This window comes from Allokutzneria albata (genome assembly GCF_900103775.1).
Lineage (GTDB): Bacteria > Actinomycetota > Actinomycetes > Mycobacteriales > Pseudonocardiaceae > Allokutzneria > Allokutzneria albata.
On record NZ_LT629701.1, the window covers coordinates 7,496,063 to 7,513,241 of the forward strand.

At 70.6% G+C, this 17,179-nt stretch carries 18 protein-coding genes; 10 read left to right on the top strand and 8 right to left on the bottom strand.

The genetic code is table 11. The features are described 5' to 3' along the window. Positions 1-15: 15 nt before the first annotated feature. Complete coding sequence (locus tag BLT28_RS34210) at positions 16-450, top strand: acyl-CoA thioesterase (protein WP_030426518.1); 435 nt, start codon at positions 16-18, stop codon at positions 448-450. Next, a complete protein-coding gene (locus BLT28_RS34215) occupies positions 443-1,090 on the top strand; it encodes a hypothetical protein (protein WP_030426517.1) in 648 nt (215 codons plus the stop codon). Before BLT28_RS34210 ends, BLT28_RS34215 begins: the two co-directional genes overlap by 8 nt. A gap of 63 nt (positions 1,091-1,153) precedes the next feature. Here BLT28_RS34215 and BLT28_RS34220 read toward each other — a convergent pair whose 3' ends face one another. The 4 genes from BLT28_RS34220 to BLT28_RS34235 all read right to left on the bottom strand — a co-directional run bounded on the left by BLT28_RS34220 (position 1,154) and on the right by BLT28_RS34235 (position 6,335). Then, entirely contained in the window at positions 1,154-2,752 is a 1,599-nt protein-coding gene (locus BLT28_RS34220) for a glycoside hydrolase family 13 protein (protein WP_030426516.1), read from the bottom strand. 70 nt (positions 2,753-2,822) lie between these two features. After that, positions 2,823-3,206 carry a globin gene (locus tag BLT28_RS34225; RefSeq protein WP_030426515.1) on the bottom strand — a complete coding sequence of 128 codons (384 nt, stop codon included), beginning with the start codon at positions 3,204-3,206 and terminating at the stop codon, positions 2,823-2,825. Between the two features lie 60 nt (positions 3,207-3,266). Continuing rightward, positions 3,267-4,178, bottom strand: coding sequence for a mechanosensitive ion channel family protein (locus BLT28_RS34230; protein ID WP_052406818.1), 912 nt, complete (start codon positions 4,176-4,178; stop codon positions 3,267-3,269). A 30-nt stretch (positions 4,179-4,208) separates the two neighbouring features. Then, entirely contained in the window at positions 4,209-6,335 is a 2,127-nt protein-coding gene (locus BLT28_RS34235; protein WP_030426513.1) for a prolyl oligopeptidase family serine peptidase, read from the bottom strand. A gap of 179 nt (positions 6,336-6,514) precedes the next feature. On the opposite strand from BLT28_RS34235, the gene BLT28_RS34240 reads away from it, so the two are divergent. Further along, positions 6,515-7,180 (top strand): HNH endonuclease, encoded by a 666-nt coding sequence (locus tag BLT28_RS34240; protein WP_156050370.1) that lies wholly within the window; start codon positions 6,515-6,517, stop codon positions 7,178-7,180. A gap of 10 nt (positions 7,181-7,190) precedes the next feature. Here the strand turns inward: BLT28_RS34240 and BLT28_RS34245 are convergent, their stop codons facing one another. Beyond that, the gene (locus BLT28_RS34245; protein WP_231950520.1) at positions 7,191-7,553 is read right to left on the bottom strand and encodes a hypothetical protein; all 363 of its coding nucleotides are present in this window, start codon (positions 7,551-7,553) and stop codon (positions 7,191-7,193) included. Between the two features lie 253 nt (positions 7,554-7,806). Here BLT28_RS34245 and BLT28_RS34250 point away from each other — a divergent pair, with 253 nt between their 5' ends. The 3 genes from BLT28_RS34250 to BLT28_RS34260 are packed head-to-tail and all read left to right on the top strand — an operon-like array spanning position 7,807 to position 9,857. Further along, entirely contained in the window at positions 7,807-9,102 is a 1,296-nt protein-coding gene (locus BLT28_RS34250) for an MFS transporter (protein ID WP_030426510.1), read from the top strand. Positions 9,103-9,121: 19 nt separating this feature from the next. After that, entirely contained in the window at positions 9,122-9,388 is a 267-nt protein-coding gene (gene ctaJ, locus BLT28_RS34255) for an aa3-type cytochrome oxidase subunit CtaJ (RefSeq protein WP_030426509.1), read from the top strand. Next, positions 9,375-9,857, top strand: a complete 483-nt coding sequence (locus tag BLT28_RS34260; RefSeq protein ID WP_030426508.1) for a DUF5130 family protein — start codon at positions 9,375-9,377, stop codon at positions 9,855-9,857. The genes ctaJ and BLT28_RS34260 overlap by 14 nt, the downstream gene beginning before the upstream one ends. A 61-nt stretch (positions 9,858-9,918) precedes the next feature. On the opposite strand, the gene pepN is transcribed toward BLT28_RS34260, so the two are convergent. Further along, positions 9,919-12,483 (bottom strand): aminopeptidase N, encoded by a 2,565-nt coding sequence (gene pepN, locus BLT28_RS34265; protein ID WP_030426507.1) that lies wholly within the window; start codon positions 12,481-12,483, stop codon positions 9,919-9,921. Between the two features lie 120 nt (positions 12,484-12,603). Between pepN and BLT28_RS34270 the strand changes: the two genes are divergently transcribed. Further along, the gene (locus BLT28_RS34270; protein WP_030426506.1) at positions 12,604-13,224 is read left to right on the top strand and encodes a mycothiol-dependent nitroreductase Rv2466c family protein; all 621 of its coding nucleotides are present in this window, start codon (positions 12,604-12,606) and stop codon (positions 13,222-13,224) included. Positions 13,225-13,362: 138 nt separating this feature from the next. Then, positions 13,363-14,736, top strand: coding sequence for an L-serine ammonia-lyase (locus BLT28_RS34275; RefSeq protein WP_030426505.1), 1,374 nt, complete (start codon positions 13,363-13,365; stop codon positions 14,734-14,736). Here BLT28_RS34275 and BLT28_RS34280 read toward each other — a convergent pair. Beyond that, positions 14,723-15,526, bottom strand: coding sequence for an MBL fold metallo-hydrolase (locus BLT28_RS34280; protein ID WP_030426504.1), 804 nt, complete (start codon positions 15,524-15,526; stop codon positions 14,723-14,725). The two genes, BLT28_RS34275 and BLT28_RS34280, sit on opposite strands and share 14 nt — an antisense overlap. Beyond that, positions 15,523-16,239: a 2-phosphosulfolactate phosphatase gene (locus tag BLT28_RS34285; RefSeq protein ID WP_030426503.1), complete on the bottom strand. Its 717-nt coding sequence runs from the start codon at positions 16,237-16,239 to the stop codon at positions 15,523-15,525. Before BLT28_RS34285 ends, BLT28_RS34280 begins: the two co-directional genes overlap by 4 nt. A gap of 63 nt (positions 16,240-16,302) precedes the next feature. Between BLT28_RS34285 and BLT28_RS34290 the strand changes: the two genes are divergently transcribed. Together BLT28_RS34290 and BLT28_RS34295 are read left to right on the top strand one after the other, a co-directional pair. Beyond that, positions 16,303-16,770, top strand: coding sequence for a ribose-5-phosphate isomerase (locus BLT28_RS34290; RefSeq protein ID WP_030426502.1), 468 nt, complete (start codon positions 16,303-16,305; stop codon positions 16,768-16,770). 40 nt (positions 16,771-16,810) lie between these two features. Beyond that, positions 16,811-17,179: a hypothetical protein gene (locus tag BLT28_RS34295; protein ID WP_030426501.1), complete on the top strand. Its 369-nt coding sequence runs from the start codon at positions 16,811-16,813 to the stop codon at positions 17,177-17,179.

Consider the following 17,179-nt stretch of genomic DNA (forward strand, 5'->3'; position numbering starts at 1 on the left):
GGGGAAGCACCGGCAGTGAGCCCGTTCGTCACCCACGTCCATCCGCGTTGGGCGGACATCGACCTGAACCGCCACGTCAACCACGCGGTGATCGTGACGCTGATGGAGGAAGCGCGCGGGCACATGCTGTTCACCGACTCCTCGCCCTGGGCCGGGTTCACCGACCCGGCCCGGGGCCTGGTGGTCGCGAAGCTGACCGTCGACTTCCGCGCCCCGCTGGACTGGACCGGCAAGCCGGTGTGCGTCCGGGTGGACGTCAGCGACCTGCGCCCGGCGACGTTCGTCATGCGCCACACCGTCCACTGCGGACCGACGGAGGAGGACAGGGTCGCGGCCGTCGGCGAGGTGCTGGTGGCCGGGTTCCACGTGGCCACCGCCCGCCCGCGCAGGCTCCGCGACGACGAGCGCGAGTTCCTGGCGAAGTACGTGGTGGAGGACGTCCATGCCTGAGCTGCTGATCGCCGACCGGGACGAGCGCGACGACCTCGGCGCCTTCGTGGCACGTGCGGTCCGGCTGGACACCGGTGTCCTGGTCCGGCTGCGGATGCGGCCGAACGCCGAGGGCGCGGACCTGCTGGAGGCGTGGGCGTCGACGCCGTTCGACACCCTGGTCACCCGCACCGTCCGCGGCCGGGTGGAGCCGAGCGACCTCACGGTCAACGGCAACGAGCTTCTGGCCTCGCTCGCCGTGGTCGGCGGTGAGCGGATCGACCCGGGGCCGCCGCAGGACATCATGTGGCGGTCGGCGCTGCCGCCCGCGACGGGCTGGCTCGCCGTTGACGACCTGCCCGCGGACATGGTCGCCGACCTGGCCGACCAGGGCGTCGCGGTGGCCAAGGAGAACCCGGGGCCGCGCGGCACCCCGCCCGCGTCGCTGCTGGACCAGTCGGTGCTGACGGTCAGCGGGTCGGGGCTGGACGTGAAGATCCCGCTGCGCTGCCTGTTCGCGCTCTCCGGCATGGGCTTCCTGACCAGCCGTCAGGAGGGCGACGTGGTCCGCGTGACCGCGACGGACTCCTGGGTCCGCCTCGACGCCCGCTTCGGCGCCGTCGTCCGGCGCCGCCACTCCCTCCTGCCCCTCCTGGTCTGAGCCGGCCTCGTTCTCGTGCTCACAGCCGGGAGATCCGGCTGTGAGCACGAGACAGGCGAAGGGCTAGGCGAGCCAGGCGGCGGCGTTGGGGGGAAGCTCTCCCTCGGCCGTGAGCGGGGCGCTGGAGAGGATGACCTCGCCCGGCGGGAGCGGGACGGGGGCCTCGGAGGTGTTCAGCGCGCAGATCAGGCCGCCGGACTTGCGGCGGAAGGCGAAGCAGCCCTCCGGCGCGCCGTACCACTCGATCTCCTCGCCCGCGAAGCCCGGGTGCGTCCGGCGCAGCTCGACGGCCTGGCGGTAGAGCGAGAGCATCGAGGCCGGGTCCTCCAGCTGGGCCTCCACCGTCAGCGGGCCCCAGTCGGCGGGCATCGGCAGCCAGGTCGTCTCGGCGGTGGTGAACCCGAACGTCGGCCCCTCGCCCTCCCACGGCATCGGGATGCGGCAGCCGTCGCGGCCGCGCCGGGTGTGCCCGGAGCGCTCCCACACCGGGTCCTGCAGCGCCCAGTCCGGCAGGTCCACGTTGGGCAGGCCCAGTTCCTCGCCGTTGTAGAGGTAGACGACGCCGGGCAGGGCCAGCTCCACCAGCGCCATCGCCCGCGCCCGCGCCTGGCCCAGCTCGCCGCCGCCGTAGCGGGTGGTGTGCCGGTCCACGTCGTGGTTGGACAGCGTCCAGGTCGGCAACGCGCCGACGGCGCGCACGGCCGCGATCGAGTGCTCGACCGCCGACCGCACGGCCGCGGCGTCGAAGTCGGTCTCCACCAGGCGGAAGTTGAAGCCGAGGTGCAGCTCGTCCGGGCGGACGTAGGCGGCGAAGCGGTCGTCGCCCTTCACCCAGATCTCGCCGACCGCCATCCGGTCCTCGTACTCGTCGAGCACCTTGCGGATGCGGCGGTGGATCTCGTGCACGTCGTCGTTGTCGAAGCGCGGGTCGTTGGCGTTGTCGTGCAGCACCCCGCTGCCGTCGACGAAGCCCTCCGAGACGTCCGGCAGGTCGGCGGGCTTGGCCATGCCGTGCGCCACGTCGATCCGGAACCCGTCGACGCCGCGGTCCAGCCAGAACCGCAGCGTGGTGTCCAGGTCCTCGGCCACCTCGGGGTTGGCCCAGTTCAGGTCCGGCTGCTCCGGGGCGAACAGGTGCAGGTACCACTGGCCGTCGGCGACCCGGGTCCACGCGGGCCCGCCGAAGATGCTCGGCCAGTTGTTCGGCGGCTCCGAACCGTCCTCGCCCCGCCCGTCGCGGAAGATGTAGCGGTCCCGCTCCGGGCTGCCGGGCCCCGCGCGCAGCGCCTCCTGGAACCAGTCCCGCTGGTCGCTGCTGTGGTTGGGCACCAGGTCGATGGTGACCTTGATACCCCGCGCGTGCGCGTCGGCGACCAGCCGGTCGAAGGCCGCCAGGTCACCGAAGAGCGGGTCGACGTCTCTCGGGTCGGCGACGTCGTAGCCGTGGTCGGCCATCGGGGAGCGGAAGAACGGGGTCAGCCACAGCGCGTCGACGCCGAGCAGTTCCAGGTAGCCGAGCCGGGCGCGGACACCGTCCAGGTCGCCGACGCCGTCGCCGTTGGAATCGGCGAAGGAACGGACGTAGACCTGGTAAAAGACGGAATCGTTCCACCAGCGCGCGGACTGCGCCGAGTCGGACAGGGCTTCGGGGGAAGGTCGCACGAGGGTCCATCCTGCCATCCGGTACCGGCGATCACCCCCGTTCCAGGGACCCACGGCGTCCGAAGAGGGGTCAGATGGGGGAGTTCATCAGGCTGTTCGCCGCCATCTCCAGGTACTCCCAGAGCTGCTTGCGGTGCGCCTCCGACAGCCCGGCCTCGTCCACCGCGATCCGCATGCAGCGCAGCCACGCGTCCCGCTCCAGCGGACCGACCTTGAACGGCATGTGGCGCATTCGCAGCCGCGGGTGCCCGCGCTGGTCGGAGTAGTCGTGCGGGCCACCCCAGTACTGCATCAGGAACATCCGGAAGCGGTCCTCGGCCGGGCCGAGGTCCTCCTCGGGGTACATCGGACGCAGCAGCGGGTCGGTGGCCACCTCGGCGTAGAAGCGGGCGACGATCCGGCGGAAGGTCTCTTCGCCGCCGACGGCCTCGTAGAAAGTCTCGGGAGTGCCCACGCATCCATCCTGACACGCCGCGATCGGGCGCTCCCACGAGCGCCCGATCGCGACGAGAAGTCAGGAGTCGGCGGTCGTGGCCGGAGGGGCCTCGATGCCCGCCTCGTCCACCGCGGCCTTGACCTTGGCCCGCAGCGCGCGCTGCACGGCCCACTGCCTGCTCGGCCGGACCTTCACGGTGACCCGGACGGTGACCGTCTCCGAGGTGACCTTCTCCACGCCGAGGACCTCGGGGGCCTCCAGCACGTCGTCGGCCAGCGGGGCGACCTTGGTGGCCTCCGCCGTCGTGGTCCCGATCAGCTCGATGGCCTTGTTGACGTCCACGGTGTAGGCCAGCGGCACGTCGACGACGGCGACCGCGAAGCCCTGGGTGGAGTTGCCGACCCGCTGCACGATGCCGTTGCGCACGTACCAGACCGTGCCGTTGCCGTCCCGCAGCGTGGTGATGCGCAGGCCGACCGCTTCCACGGTGCCGCTGGCGTCGCCGAGGTCGACGACGTCACCGACCCCGTACTGGTCCTCCATCAGCATGAACATGCCGGACAGGAAGTCCTTGACCAGGTTCTGCGCGCCGAAGCCGATCGCGACGCCGAGCACGCTCGCCGAGGCGAGGATCGGCGTGAGGTCGAGCCCGAGCACGCGCAGCACCATCAGGAACGCCACGCTGAAGATCAGGATGGAGAACGCGGAGCGCAGCACCGATCCCATGGTCTGAGCGCGCTGTTTGCGGCGCTCGGACAGCAAGGGCCCGAGCGACTCCGGTGCCCGCTCCTTCAACGGCCGCAGCAGCTTCGGCACGCTGCCGTCGCCACCGCTGGTCAGCTTGCGGATCGCCCGGTGCGCCAGGAACCGCGCCACGAACGCCAGCACGATGATGAGCACGACCTTGCCGGTGCCCACGAGCAGCACCTGCCACTGCACCTCGCCCAGTGTCTTCACCAGGGCAGCGGGGTCCAGCACCGTCTCGGTCATCGCGTTCACGTCTAGCGGGAGTTGCTCCACCTACCGACTCTCCAGATCCAGTCCGATGGCCGAAGCCAGGAACGCCAACTCGTCCGTGAGGAGGTCGACCATCCTGGACACCGACCGCGCGGAGTGGCCGACCTCAGTCTCGCGGCGGAACACTATCGGGTGGTCGGCCTCCGAGCCCGCGGTGGCGTGCTGTAGCGCGGCGCACATTTTCCTTGCGTGGCAAGGGTCAACTCGGCTGTCCGACTCGAAGACGGTGAACAGCACGGACGGGTACCGCACGCCCTCGCGCACGTGGTGGTACGGCGAGTAGGACAGCAGCCAGGCCAGCTCCTCCGGCTTGTCCGCGGTGCCGTACTCGTCGTTCCAGGTCCGGCCGATCAGGAACTTCTCGTAGCGCACCATGTCCAGCAGCGGGGCCGAGCAGACGACCGCGCGGTAGAGCTCCGGCCGCTGGGTGAGGGCGGCGCCGACGAGCAGGCCGCCGTTGGAGCCGCCCATGATCGACAACTGCTCCGAGGTGGTCCAGCCGGTGGCGACCAGGTGCTCGGCGGCGGCGTGCAGGTCGTCGAAGGTGTTCTGCTTGTTCGCCCGCATGCCCGCCTGGTGCCACTCCTCGCCCTCCTCGCCGCCGCCGCGCAGCGAGGCGATCGCGAAGACACCGCCCGCCTCGGCCCAGGCCAGCGCGGCCGCGCGGTAGCCGGGGGTGGAGCTGTTGGAGAACCCGCCGTAGCCGTTGAGCAGCGTGGGCATCGGCCGCTCGGGGCGTTCGACCGGCGAGATGACGAACATGCGGACGGCGGTGCCGTCCTGGGAGGTGTAGGTGACCTGGCTGGTGTGCACCTCGGGGGCGGCCGTCGCGCCGGGCGCGGAGGACTCCAGCTCGACCGCGCCGGTGCTCAGCGAGTAGCGGTAGACGCACGGCGGCGTGACGAAGTCCGCCCAGCCCAGCCACACGTCGTCGGCGTGCCCCTCGGTCAGTTTGTCCACAGTGGACAGAGCGTGCACCGAGCCCATGCCGGGCAGCCGGACCTGGTCGATCCGCTCGCCGGTGACCTCGTCGTGCAGGTACAGCTCGGAGACCGCGTGCCTGGTCCGCAGCACCAGCAGCCGCGCGGGCCGGTCCGCGGTCGCGGGCACCCGGTGCACGGCCTCCAGCACGGAGTCGGCGTCCTCGGCGATCAGCTCGGTCCAGTTCTCCCGCTCGGGGTGCTCCGGGTCGGCGACGCACAGCCGCCAGCGCGGCGCGCCAAGCGTGGTCATCAGGTAGAGGCGGCCGTCGTCCTCGAACCAGGCCGAGCAGTAGCCGCCCTCGGCGTCGCCGTCCACGATCCGCCGCAGCTCACCGTCGCCGCGCAGGTCCGCCAGCCACACCGTCTGCCTGGGCGCGGTGCCCGGGGTGGCGTCGACGATCAGCCAGCGGCCGTCGTCGGAGACCCGCGTGCCGTAGTAGAAGGTCATGTCCAGGCCGTCGCCGTGCAGCAGCACGTCGGTCGAGGTGTCGGCGCCGACGCGGTGCCGCCACACCCGGCGGTGGAAGACCTCCTCGCCCTCCGGGACCGCCTCCGGCGGCAGCCTGCGGACGTAGATCATCTCCTCGCCACCGGGCAGCCAGGTCATCGAGCTGAACCGCATCCGGTCGATCGGGCCGTCCAGCAGCTCGCCGGAGTCCACGTCGATGATGCTCAGCCGCGACTCCTCGTCCCCGCTGGTGGAGACCTTGTACGCCAGCCGCGTGCCCTCCAGGCTCGGCGACCAGCCGTCCAGCGTGGTCAGCCCGGTCGGGTCCATCGCGGTGACGTCGAGCAGCACCCGCTCGCTGCCGTCTGCCTCGCGCAGGTAGAGCACGGGGTGCTCCTGATCGGGCAGGCGCCGGGTGAAGAAGGCCCGGCCCGCGCGCCAGCGCGGCGCGCCGACGGAGCCGGTGCGCATCAGCCGGTCGAGTCTGCTCGCGATCCGGTCCCGGCCGGGCAGCGCGGCCAGCTGAGCCTTGGCCAGCTCGTCCTGCGCGGCGGCCCATGCGGTCGTGCGCTCGTCGGTGACGTCCTCGAGCCAGCGGTAGGGGTCGGCGACGAGGTGGCCGTGCAGGTCCTCGACCAGGTCGAGGCGCTCGGCTTCGGGGTAGGAGTTCTGCGGTGCGGAGGGTCGCGAGTGGGTCACGGTTGCGACGATAGAGGCTTGCCCGCCCCGCCCATCGCCCCTGGCCTGCTCAGGGACAGTGTTCGAGCACGCCGGCCTGACACCCGACAACCGATTCTTCATCGACACGTCATGAATCACACGTGCGTTCGAGGCCGGTTGTGTGGTCGACTTAGAACTGAACCGGTGGAGGTGGTCGCGTGCCAGACCGACAACCGACTACCAAGGGCGCGCCCCTGCGGGTGGCGCCCAGGGTAAAGCCGTGTCCGACAGGGGTGGCAACAAGATCATCCCATGCCGAATCCGGCGATCCGCGGGGGGTCGACAAGGCCACCGCGGACGGTAAGCCGATCTGGAGCAGACGTCGGGTTCTCCTGCTCAACGCCACCTACGAGCCGCTCACCGCGCTCCCGCTGCGCCGGGCGATCGTGCTGCTCATCTGCGGCAAGGCCGAGATCGTGCACGGCGATCCCGCCGGGCTGGTGCTCCACTCCGCGAGCGAGGTCGTGCTCGTCCCATCGGTGATCAGGCTCAGCACCTTCGTGCGCGTCCCCTACCGGGGGCGCGTTCCCATGACGCGGGCGGCGCTGATGTACCGCGACCGCTACCGCTGCGCCTACTGCGGCGGCCGGGCCGAGACCATCGACCACGTCGTTCCCCGCAGCAGGGGTGGGCCGCACACCTGGGAGAACTGCGTGGCCTGCTGCGCCAAGTGCAACCACCGCAAGGCCGACAAGCAGCTCTCCGAGCTGGGCTGGCGACTGCGGGTGGTCCCGCGCGCTCCGCGCGGGCGGTACTGGCGGCTGCTCGCCAGCATCTCCGAGGCGGACCCGCTCTGGCTGCCCTACCTGGACGAAGCCGCCTGAGGACGGCGTCTCAGGCCGCGAGGGCGGAGATCCGCACGCCTTCGCGGGCGCTGATCCTGACGCCACCGGTGTTGCTGATGCGCACGCCCTGACGGCTGATCCGCACGCCTTCGCGGGCGCTGATCCGCACGCCCTCGCGCTGCCCACTGATGCGCACGCCTTCGCGCTGCCCGCTGATGCGCACGCCTTCGCGCTGCGCGCTGATCCGAACGCCCGAGCACGCGCTGATGCGCACCCCGCCACGTCCGCTGATCCGAACACCACGGCGTGCGCTGATCCGCACGCCCTGGTACGAAGTGCACGCGGAGGTAAACAAACCCTTACCCGGACGGGTGACGTTGTTGCTCTGAGCGGGGATGGTCGAAGTGGACATGATTGCCCTCCAGCGATCATTGTTCGGATAAGGGGAGATCAGATGCATACGCAAGACCCGGATAGGTGAAAAAGTAGAGCCACGACGCTCGGAGAACAAGCCGCCAAGCTGACCGCCATTCGCCGCCGTCCGGACCGGGGCCATTCGGCCGCGTGCCGTGGTCTCGTCGAGTGATCTTCGGCAACCGCTCCCAGGACGTGGTCGCGACCGCGTCGGCGGTAGCTGACAATGCGGAATCACCGCAGGTCCGACGGTGTTCACGGCGGGCGACCCCGCCTTGGCGGCCGAGGAGGACGCGATCACGGTGAGCCACTGTGACGGAGAGCTGGCCGAGGGCTCCGGCGTGCGAGGACCCGACTTCCGGCGACTTTTTTCCGCCTGGTCGGTCTCCCTCGTCGGCGACGGTGTCCGGGCCGCCGCACTGCCGCTCTACGTCGCCGTCAGCACGGGGGACCCGCTGGCCGCCTCCGCGGTCGCCGCGGCCGAGCTGCTGCCGTGGCTGTTGGTCGCGCTCCCGGCCGGTGCGCTGGTGGACCGCTGGCGCCCGAGGAAGGTCGTCCTCACGGCCCACGTGGTTCGCGCCGTCCTGACCGCGGTGCTGGCCCTCGTCGTGTTCACCGGTCAGGACACGGTGATCATTCTGGCCGTTCTCGCATTTCTCCTGACCACCGTGGAAACCTTCGCCGATTCGGCCTCGCAACTGCTTCTCGTGGAGATCGCCGGGCCCACGGATCTCGATCGTGCCAACAGCCGCTTCGTCACGGCCGAGACGATCGGGGTCGATCTCGCCGGCCCGCTCGCGGCGAGCCTGCTCTTCGTGTGGGAGCCCGCAGCGTGCTTCGCGCTCGACGCGCTGTCCTTCGCCATCGCCGCCTGGTACGTCGCGCACGTTCCGGACGTGGTCCCGCACCGAGAGCAGCGGGACGGCGAGTCCCTGGTGCGCCAGGTCGTCGAGGGCGTGCGCTACCTGGTGACCGAGCGCTCGCTGCGGGTGCTCGTGCTGGCCGTCGTCCTGTGCGCGTTGTCCGCGGCCGCCGTGAACGTGGTGAGCGCGTTGTACGCCATCCAGGTCCTGGGCTTCGCGCCCGCGCTCGTGCCCACCCTGATGATCACGATGGCCGTGGGCATCCTGGTCGCGGCGCGGCTGACCCCGGCACTGGGCGCCCGCGTCGGCGAGGGGCCGATGATGATCGCTTCCCTGCTCCTGATCGCCGCGGGGTTCGCGGTGCTGGCCACGTCGTCGGTGCCGGGGCTGGCCTGGCTGGCGTACTTCGTCACCGGCCTGGGCAGCGGCTGCTGGAACGTCCTCTCGGCGACCCGTCGGCAGCGGCTGACCCCCGGGTACCTGCTGGGCCGGGTCTCCAGCGGCTACCGCGTGCTGGCCTGGGGGCTGATGCCGGTCGGCGCCGCGCTGGCGGGTCCGATCGCGGGTGCGACCTCGCTCAGGACGGTGCTGCTGGGCGCCGCGGTGATCGTCGCCACGACCGCGGTGGTGCTCGGCGGGCCGCTGCTGCGGACCGGTGGACCTGGCCAAGCCCCGCGGGGGTAGGACATCTAGAGTACGAGCCGTGAACGTCGTGGAGACCCTACTCGTCTTTGCGCTGATCCCGCTGGCCATCTACGGCGTGATCGCGCTCCTGACGCTGTGGCCCAAGTTCGCCCGCACCCCGAGGTACCGCCCGGGGCAGGACTGGGACTACGAGCCGGTGTGGTGGACGGCCAACCCGGCGGGGGTGGGTGCACGCGTGAACCACTCCGCGCCCGCTTCCACCGCTGACGCTGCCACCGCGCAGCCCGTCCGGACCGCTCGGGGAGGTGCCCGTGGTAGCTGGTGAGGTCGTCAAGAAGGAACTCGACCGGGAGCTGGGCGTCGGCGAGGCGCTGACCAACAGCGGCCGGATCTCGGTGGCGAGGATGGTGCAGCCACAGCCGCCCACCGTCCCCTTCACCCCGTCGCAGCTGGCGTCCCTCGACGAGGCGCTGACGCTGGCGAGCAGGCTGACCGGGCTGGACTTCAGCGTCTACCTCGGTGACCTCGGCGAGGACAGCCGGGCCACCGCCGAGTCGCTGCACGCGCAGATCGGCCCCGGCGCCTCCGACGCGGTGCTGATCGCGGTCTCCCCGGGTGCACGGGTGCTGGAGGTGGTGACCGGCGAGGAGTCCTCCCGCCGCATCTCCGACCGCAGCTGCAAGCTCGCGGTGATGAGCATGGTCGCCTCGTTCAAGGAGGGCGACCTCGCGGGCGGCCTGGTCAGCGGCCTGCGCATGCTCTCCGACCAGGCGGGGCCCGCTCCCCGGCACTGATCCTTCTCAACGCACAACGCCCGCCCACTCTCGCAGTGGGCGGGCGTTGTCGCGTCCGGGGTCAGGAGCGGTCGAACTCGCGGGCGCGGAGCGCGCGGACCACGCCCGCCCGGCCCTCGGTGATCAGGCGGCGCAGCGCGGGGGACGCCTCGCCCTCCAGCCACTTGTCCGCGGCCTCGACCGTGGACTGCTCGATCGCCCAGTTCGGAAACAGGCCCTCCACGCACGGCTGCGCCTGCTCGGTGGAGCGGCGCGACCACATCTCGGCGACCTCGGCGAAGTACCGGGACACGTACGGCGCGAGCAGCTCGGTCTGCGCCGGGTGGGAGAAGCCGCTGACGATCGCCTCGTTGATCGCGTTGGGCAGCTCGTCGTCGCGCATCGCCCGCTCCCACGCCTCCGCCTTGGCCTCGGCCAGCGGGCGGATGGCGCGGCAGCGCTCGGCGGCGCGCTGACCGGTCGCGGTCTGGTCGGCGGCCAGCTCCGCCTCGATCTCGTCCTCGCCCGCGGCACCGTGCGCGACCAGCGCGACCAGCAGCCGCCAGCGCAGGTCGGTGTCCACGGTGAGCCCGCGCAGCTCGCGGGAGCCGTCCAGCCAGCCGCGCAGCACGTCCACCTGCTCCGGCCGCAGCACCGAGCCGCACAGCGTGTTGACGTAGGTCAGCTGCTCGTCGGAGCCCTCCTCCGCGGACTCGACCAGCTCGAAGAGCTTGCTGGTGAAGCGGAACCAGCCCTCGGACTGCCACGCCGGGTCGGCGTAGTTGGTCAGCGCGGCCTGGGCCTGCAGCAGCAGCCGCATCACGACGCCGATCTCGGTCTCCGAGTCGATGCCGTTGAGCACGAGGGTGATGAAGTCGCGGGCCTTCAGCTCGGCCTCGCGGGTCATCTCCCACGCCGCGGACCAGCACAGCGTGCGCGGCAGCGACTCCTCGACGTCGCCGATGCTGTCGATCAGCGTGGCCAGCGAGCCCGGGTCGAGCCGCATCGCGCAGTAGGTCAGGTCGTCGTCGTTGACCAGCACGAGCTTGCCGCGCGGGGTGCCGACCAGTTCGGGGACCTCGGTGACCTCCCCGGTGACGTCCAGCTCGATGCGGTTGATCCGCACGAGCTTCCCGGTGGTCTCGTCGCGGTCGTAGACGCCGATCGCGGTGCGGTGCGCGCGCAGCTCACCGGCGCCCGGCTTGGCGCCGCTCTGCAGCACGGAGAACGTGGTGAAGCGATCGCTCGCGTCGACCTCGAACTTCGGGCGCAGCGTGTTCATGCCCGTGGTCTGCAGCCACTGCGCGCTCCACCCGGACAGGTCGCGGCCGGAGGCCTGCTCCAGCGCGCCGAGCAGGTCGGCCAGGGTGGCGTTGCCCCACGCGTGCTTGTCGAAGTACATCCGCAGGCCGGACAGGAAGTTCTCGATGCCCACGTACGCGACGAGCTGCTTGAGGACGCTGGCGCCCTTCGCGTAGGTGATGCCGTCGAAGTTGACCTCGACGGCCTCGACGTCGGTGATCTCGCACGCGATGGGGTGCGTGGACGGCAGCATGTCCTGCCGGTAGGCCCACGACTTCTCCACGTTGGCGAAGGTGGTCCACGCGCTCTTGTACTCGGTGGCCTCGGACTGCGCGTACACGCTCGCCCAGGTCGCGAAGGACTCGTTCAGCCACAGGTCGTCCCACCAGCGCATGGTGACCAGGTCGCCGAACCACATGTGCGCCATCTCGTGCAGCACGGTCTCGGCGCGGCGCTCGTAGACGTAGCGGGTGACCCGCGAGCGGAAGATGTACTCGTCGCGGAAGGTCACGCAGCCCGCGTTCTCCATCGCGCCCGCGTTGAACTCCGGCACGAAGCACTGGTCGTACTTGCCGAACGGGTAGCGCACCCCGAACGCCTTGTTGAAGAACTCGAAGCCCTGCTTGGTCTCGGTGAACAGGCGCTCGTGGTCCATGTGCTCGGCCAGCGACGCGCGCACGTAGAGGCCGAGCGGGATCTCGCCCTCGTCGTCGGTGTAGACGTCGCGCCACTCCGCGTAGGGGCCGGCCACCAGCGCGACGAGGTAGGTCGACATCGGCTTGGTGGTGGGGAAGTGGTGGGTCACCGCGCCCAGCTCGGTGGGCTCGGTGCGGGTCGCCGCCGCGTTGGAGATGACCTTCCAGTCCCCGGCTGCGGTCACCGTGAGGGTGTAGACCGACTTCAGGTCCGGCTGGTCGAAGCAGGCGAACATGCGCTTCGCGTCCGCCGTCTCGAACTGGGTGTAGAGGTAGACCGACTTGTCCACCGGGTCGACGAAGCGGTGCACACCCTCGCCGGTGTTCATGTAGCGGCAGTCGGCCTCGACGACCAGCTCGTTGGAGGCGGCGAGGTCCGGCAGCGCGATGCCGTCCTCCTCGCGGTAGCCGCTGACGTCGAGCTCCACGCCGTTGAGCACCGCGCGCCGCACCCCGGCCGCGACGATGTCGACCCACGTCGACGCGCCGGGCTCCGCGCAGGTGAAGCGCGCCGTGGTGGTGGAGCGGAACGTGGTCTCACCAGGGCCGGCGGCACCGTCGGTGAGGTCCAAGGAGATGTCGTAGGACTCCACCTTCAGCAGCGCGGCGCGCTGCCGCGCCTGCTCCCACGTGAGGTTCGGTGCTGCCACGTGTTCACCCCTGTCCTGGTTCGTAGGCATCCGACTGCTGGGCATCCAATCACGGACCCCCAAAGAACTTTTTACACCTGGGTCGGGAATGGTCAGGGACGTGGCGGGGTTGGCAGGAGCATGACCGCTGTGGAGCCTGGCAAGACCCGCGTCGACTTCTGGTTCGACCCGCTGTGCCCGTGGGCCTGGATCACCTCCCGCTGGATGCTGGAGGTCGAGCAGGTCCGTGACGTGGAACTGGACTTCCACGTGATGAGCCTCTCGGTGCTCAACTCCGGCCGCGAGCTGCCGGAGCAGTACAAGGCGCTGATGGAGCGCGGCTGGGGCCCGGTGCGCGTGGCGATCGCCGCGGCCAAGCAGCACGGCCAGGAGGTGCTGCGCCCGCTCTACACCGCCCTCGGCACCAGGCTGCACAACGAGCACAGGCAGGACTGGGAGACGGTGATCGCCGAGGCGCTCGCCGAGGTGGGCCTGCCCGCCGAGCTGGCACAGGCCGCGACCTCCACCGAGTACGACGAGGAGCTGAAGGCCAGCCACCACCGCGGCATGGACCCGGTGGGCATGGACGTCGGCACCCCGGTGATCCACGTCGACGGCGTGGCCTTCTTCGGCCCGGTGCTCTCGCGCATCCCTCGCGGCGAGGACGCGGGCAAGGTCTTCGACGGCGCCCGGCTGCTGGCGGGCTACCCGCACTTCTTCGAGCTGAAGCGGACCCGTACCGAGGAGCCCGACTTCTCCTGAACCGGTCCGGCTGTGTGCGGCGCCACCTCGGCGGTGGCGCCGTTCCCACTGCGTGCGGCCCGTGTTCACCCGGCTGTGTCAGACTCGGACATGGCCGCAACGGGGCGGCCATGATCGGCAGGGAAGTGGTAGGCGCAGATGGCGATCAGCGTGTTCGAGCTCTTCAAGATCGGCATCGGTCCGTCCAGTTCGCACACGGTCGGCCCGATGCGCGCGGCGCACACGTTCGTCGCCGGTCTGAAGGCCGACGGCCTGCTCGCCGAGGTCACCCGCGTGCGCTCGGAGCTGTTCGGCTCGCTCGGCGCCACCGGCCACGGCCACGGCAGCGACAAGGCCGTGTTGCTCGGCCTCGAAGGCGAGGACCCGGAGACGGTGGACACCGCCTCGGTGGAGCCTCGCGTGGCGCAGATCCGCGCGTCCGGGCGGCTGAACCTGCTGGGCACGCACGAGATCGCGTTCGTCGAGCGCGAGGACCTGACGCTGCACCGCCGCAAGTCCTTGCCCTACCACCCCAACGGCATGACCTTCGTGGCCTTCGACGCCAAGGGCGACGAGCTGCGCACGCGGACCTACTACTCCGTCGGCGGCGGCTTCGTCGTCGACGAGAACGCGGCGGGCGCCGACCGGATCAAGGAAGACGACACCGCGCTGCCGTACCCGTTCCGCAACGGTGTCGAGCTGCTGGAGCAGACCAGGCGCACGGGCATGTCGATCAGCGACATCATGCTGGCCAACGAGCAGGCTTGGCGGTCCGAGGCCGAGATCCGCGCGGGGTTGCTGCACATCTGGCAGGTCATGCAGGACTGCGTGCGCGAGGGGTGCGAGACCGAGGGCGTGCTGCCCGGTGGTCTCAAGGTCCAGCGCCGCGCCGCGAGCTTGTTCCAGACCTTGTCCAACGAGCACTACACGACCGATCCGCTGCGCGTGATGGACTGGGTGACCCTGTTCGCCCTCGCCGTCAACGAGCAGAACGCCTCCGGTGGTCGCGTTGTCACCGCGCCGACCAACGGGGCCGCCGGGATCATTCCCGCGGTGCTGCACTACTACGCGCGCTTCGTGCCCGGTGCCAACGATGACGCGATCGTCCGCTTCTTGCTCACCGCGGCCGCGATCGGCGTGCTGTACAAGGAGAACGCGTCCATCTCCGGCGCCGAGGTGGGGTGTCAGGGCGAGGTCGGCTCCGCGTGCTCCATGGCCGCTGCCGGGCTGACCGAGGTCCTGGGCGGGACCCCGGAGCAGGTGGAGAACGCCGCCGAGATCGCGCTGGAGCACAACCTCGGCCTCACCTGCGACCCGATCGGCGGGCTCGTGCAGATCCCGTGCATCGAGCGCAACGCCGTCGCCTCCATCAAGGCGATCACCGCGTCGCGCATGGCGATCCGCGGCGACGGCACGCACTTCGTGTCGCTGGACAAGGCCATCAAGACGATGCGCGAGACCGGCGCCGACATGAAGGTCAAGTACAAGGAGACGGCGCGCGGCGGCCTCGCCGTGAACGTCATCGAGTGCTGAGGACGCGCTCCAACGCGGTGCGGGTGAAGTCGGCGGGGTAGGGGGAGTTCGCCAGAGCGTCCTCTGTGGACAGTTCGTCCGATGCGACAGCGCGGCACAGCTCGGCGATCGAACGCAGCTCCTCGCGCTGGTCGGCGACGAAGTCCTGGTCGATCGGATCCCCGTGCCCCGGAACGACGACGACCACGTCGAAGTCGAGGATCGTGGTCAGCGCGGTCGGCCAGCTCAGCGGGTGCGAGTCGCCGAACTGCGGCGGTGCGCCGTTCTCCACGAGGTCACCGACGAAGAGCACCCGGGCGTCGGGCACGTGCACGAGCAGGTCACCGCTGGAGTGCGCCAGTCCGACGTACACCAGCTCAACCTCACGCCCGCCGACGGACAGCGAAGCGCGGTCGTCCACGAGATCGGTGGGCATCACCAGCGTGGTGCGGTCCAGTGCATCGGCGATCGAAACCTTGCCCTCGGCGCGGTAGCGCTCGCTCCACTTGCGCAGCTCATCCGAACCGTGCTCGACCATGTCCTTGTGGCACAACCGATGCGCCCACACCGCGGCGCCGGGGAAAGCCGAAGTGCCGAAGCAGTGGTCGAAGTGGGCGTGGGTGTAGACGACCGCCCAGGGATGCGGCGTGATCTCCCGGACGGCAGCGGCCAACTCAGCTCCCTGTTCGAGGTCGCCGCGCGTGTCGATCACCAGACAGCCGTCGTCCCCTACCACGAGCCCGACGGTGAGGTCGAGTTCGGCGTAGCGCCGCGCGTACACGCGATCGGCGACTTCGGTCCAGGTCGTCACGAGAGAAATCCATCTCTGAGAAGCGGGGTCGCGGTGCTGACGTTGACCTCGGTGGCCAAGCGCACATCATCCGGATACCCCGCGGCGATCAGTTCCTTGGCCCCGACGCACTCGTGCAGCAGCGATGCCCCGGTCGCCCGGTAGGTCCGCGCGGCCATCTCCGCTTCGGGTGACCGTCCATCGGGCAACGCGGAGACGATCGCGCCCGCGCCGAGCAGGTCCTCCCAGCACGGCCGCAGCGGGTCGCCGGGCAGCAGCCAGCGCTCACCGCCCGCGATGATCCCGACCGGGCGGTCACCGGCCAGTTCACGCGCTCGTGCGGCTACGGCGTCGGCGTTGCGGAGGCAGCCGGTCAGCACGTGCGCGCCGGTCTTCGACGCCAGATCGCACAGGGTCGCGCCGTTCGCCGACGGCAGCGCCAACGTCGTGCCCGCCTCGATCGCCGTCAGCGAGGACGGCCGCAACGACAGCTCCTTGCCGAACGTCTCGCCCACCGGCAGCCCGGCCCGGCGTGCGTTCGCTGCGGCGGCCTCGTCCTTCCAGCGCAGCGGCATGATCCGGGCGCCCCTGCCCACCGCGATGTCCACGGAGGTGGTAAAGGACAACACATCCACGATGACGAGCACAGCGCAGTCGGCGCCGAGCGCCGTCACTCCATCGGGACCCCATTCGAGTCGTACCTGGTAGCCGTCCTGTCTGAACCACGCGTCCACGTGAGCATCCTCGCAGGGGGCGGCCAGTGAATACCCGGACCACGGATGACAGACTCCGCTTCCGTGCGTGTTTACCTTGGATCCGACCACGCGGGCTTCGAGCTGAAGTCCTACCTCGTCGAGCACCTCACCGGCCGCGGTCACGACGTCGTCGACGTCGGCCCGCACGTCTACGACGCCCTGGACGACTACCCGCCGTTCTGCATCGAGACCGCCCGCCGCGTCGTCGCGGACTCCGGCAGCCTCGGCGTGGTCATCGGCGGCTCCGGCAACGGCGAGCAGATCGCCGCGAACAAGGTCGAGGGCTGCCGGGCCGCGCTGGCCTGGAGCACCGAGATCGCCAAGCTCGCCCGGGAGCACAACAACGCCCAGGTGATCGGCGTCGGTGCCCGCCAGCACACCGCCGAGGAGGCCGCCGCGATCGTGGACGCCTTCGTCGAGACCCCGTTCTCCGACGACGAGCGGCACATCCGGCGCATCGGCCTGATCTCGGAGTACGAGAAGACCAAGGAAGCGCCCGTCCTGCCGTGACGCCGGTTGCCGTGCGCTCCCGATGGGTACCCGGGAGCGCATGGTTCGCGTGCGTGAGTTCGGGACGACGACGTGGGTGGTGTCCGCGGCGGTCGCCTTCGGGGTGACCGTGGTCGGCGTGCTGGCGATGTACTTCGCGCAGAGCACGATCATCATCAACTCCTTCGACGGCCAGCCCCCGTGCGGCCCGCCGGACTGCGGGCTCGGCATCGGCGTGTGGCTGATCGTCAGCGCTTTCGTGGTGCCCGTCGTCGCGCTCGTCGCCGGAGTGGTCCACGCCCGTCGCCGCCGCGCGCAGCTCGTCGTGGGCAGTGCCGTCCGGTCCGGCCTGCTGATCGCCGCGTGGTGCCTGCTCGGCTACGTTGGCCTCTCCGTGATCGCATGGGGCCCCGCGTGGTGGCCCAGCTGA

What these genes read in the sequence shown, in the direction of transcription:
- BLT28_RS34275 (WP_030426505.1), top strand. Translation starts at nt 13,363, where the DNA reads ATGGCGATCAGCGTGTTCGAGCTCTTCAAGATCGGCATCGGTCCGTCC.
- BLT28_RS34295 (WP_030426501.1), top strand. Translation starts at nt 16,811, where the DNA reads ATGGTTCGCGTGCGTGAGTTCGGGACGACGACGTGGGTGGTGTCCGCG.
- BLT28_RS34270 (WP_030426506.1), top strand. Translation starts at nt 12,604, where the DNA reads ATGACCGCTGTGGAGCCTGGCAAGACCCGCGTCGACTTCTGGTTCGAC.
- BLT28_RS34230 (WP_052406818.1), bottom strand. Translation starts at nt 4,178, where the DNA reads ATGACCGAGACGGTGCTGGACCCCGCTGCCCTGGTGAAGACACTGGGC.
- BLT28_RS34245 (WP_231950520.1), bottom strand. Translation starts at nt 7,553, where the DNA reads ATGTCCACTTCGACCATCCCCGCTCAGAGCAACAACGTCACCCGTCCG.
- BLT28_RS34215 (WP_030426517.1), top strand. Translation starts at nt 443, where the DNA reads ATGCCTGAGCTGCTGATCGCCGACCGGGACGAGCGCGACGACCTCGGC.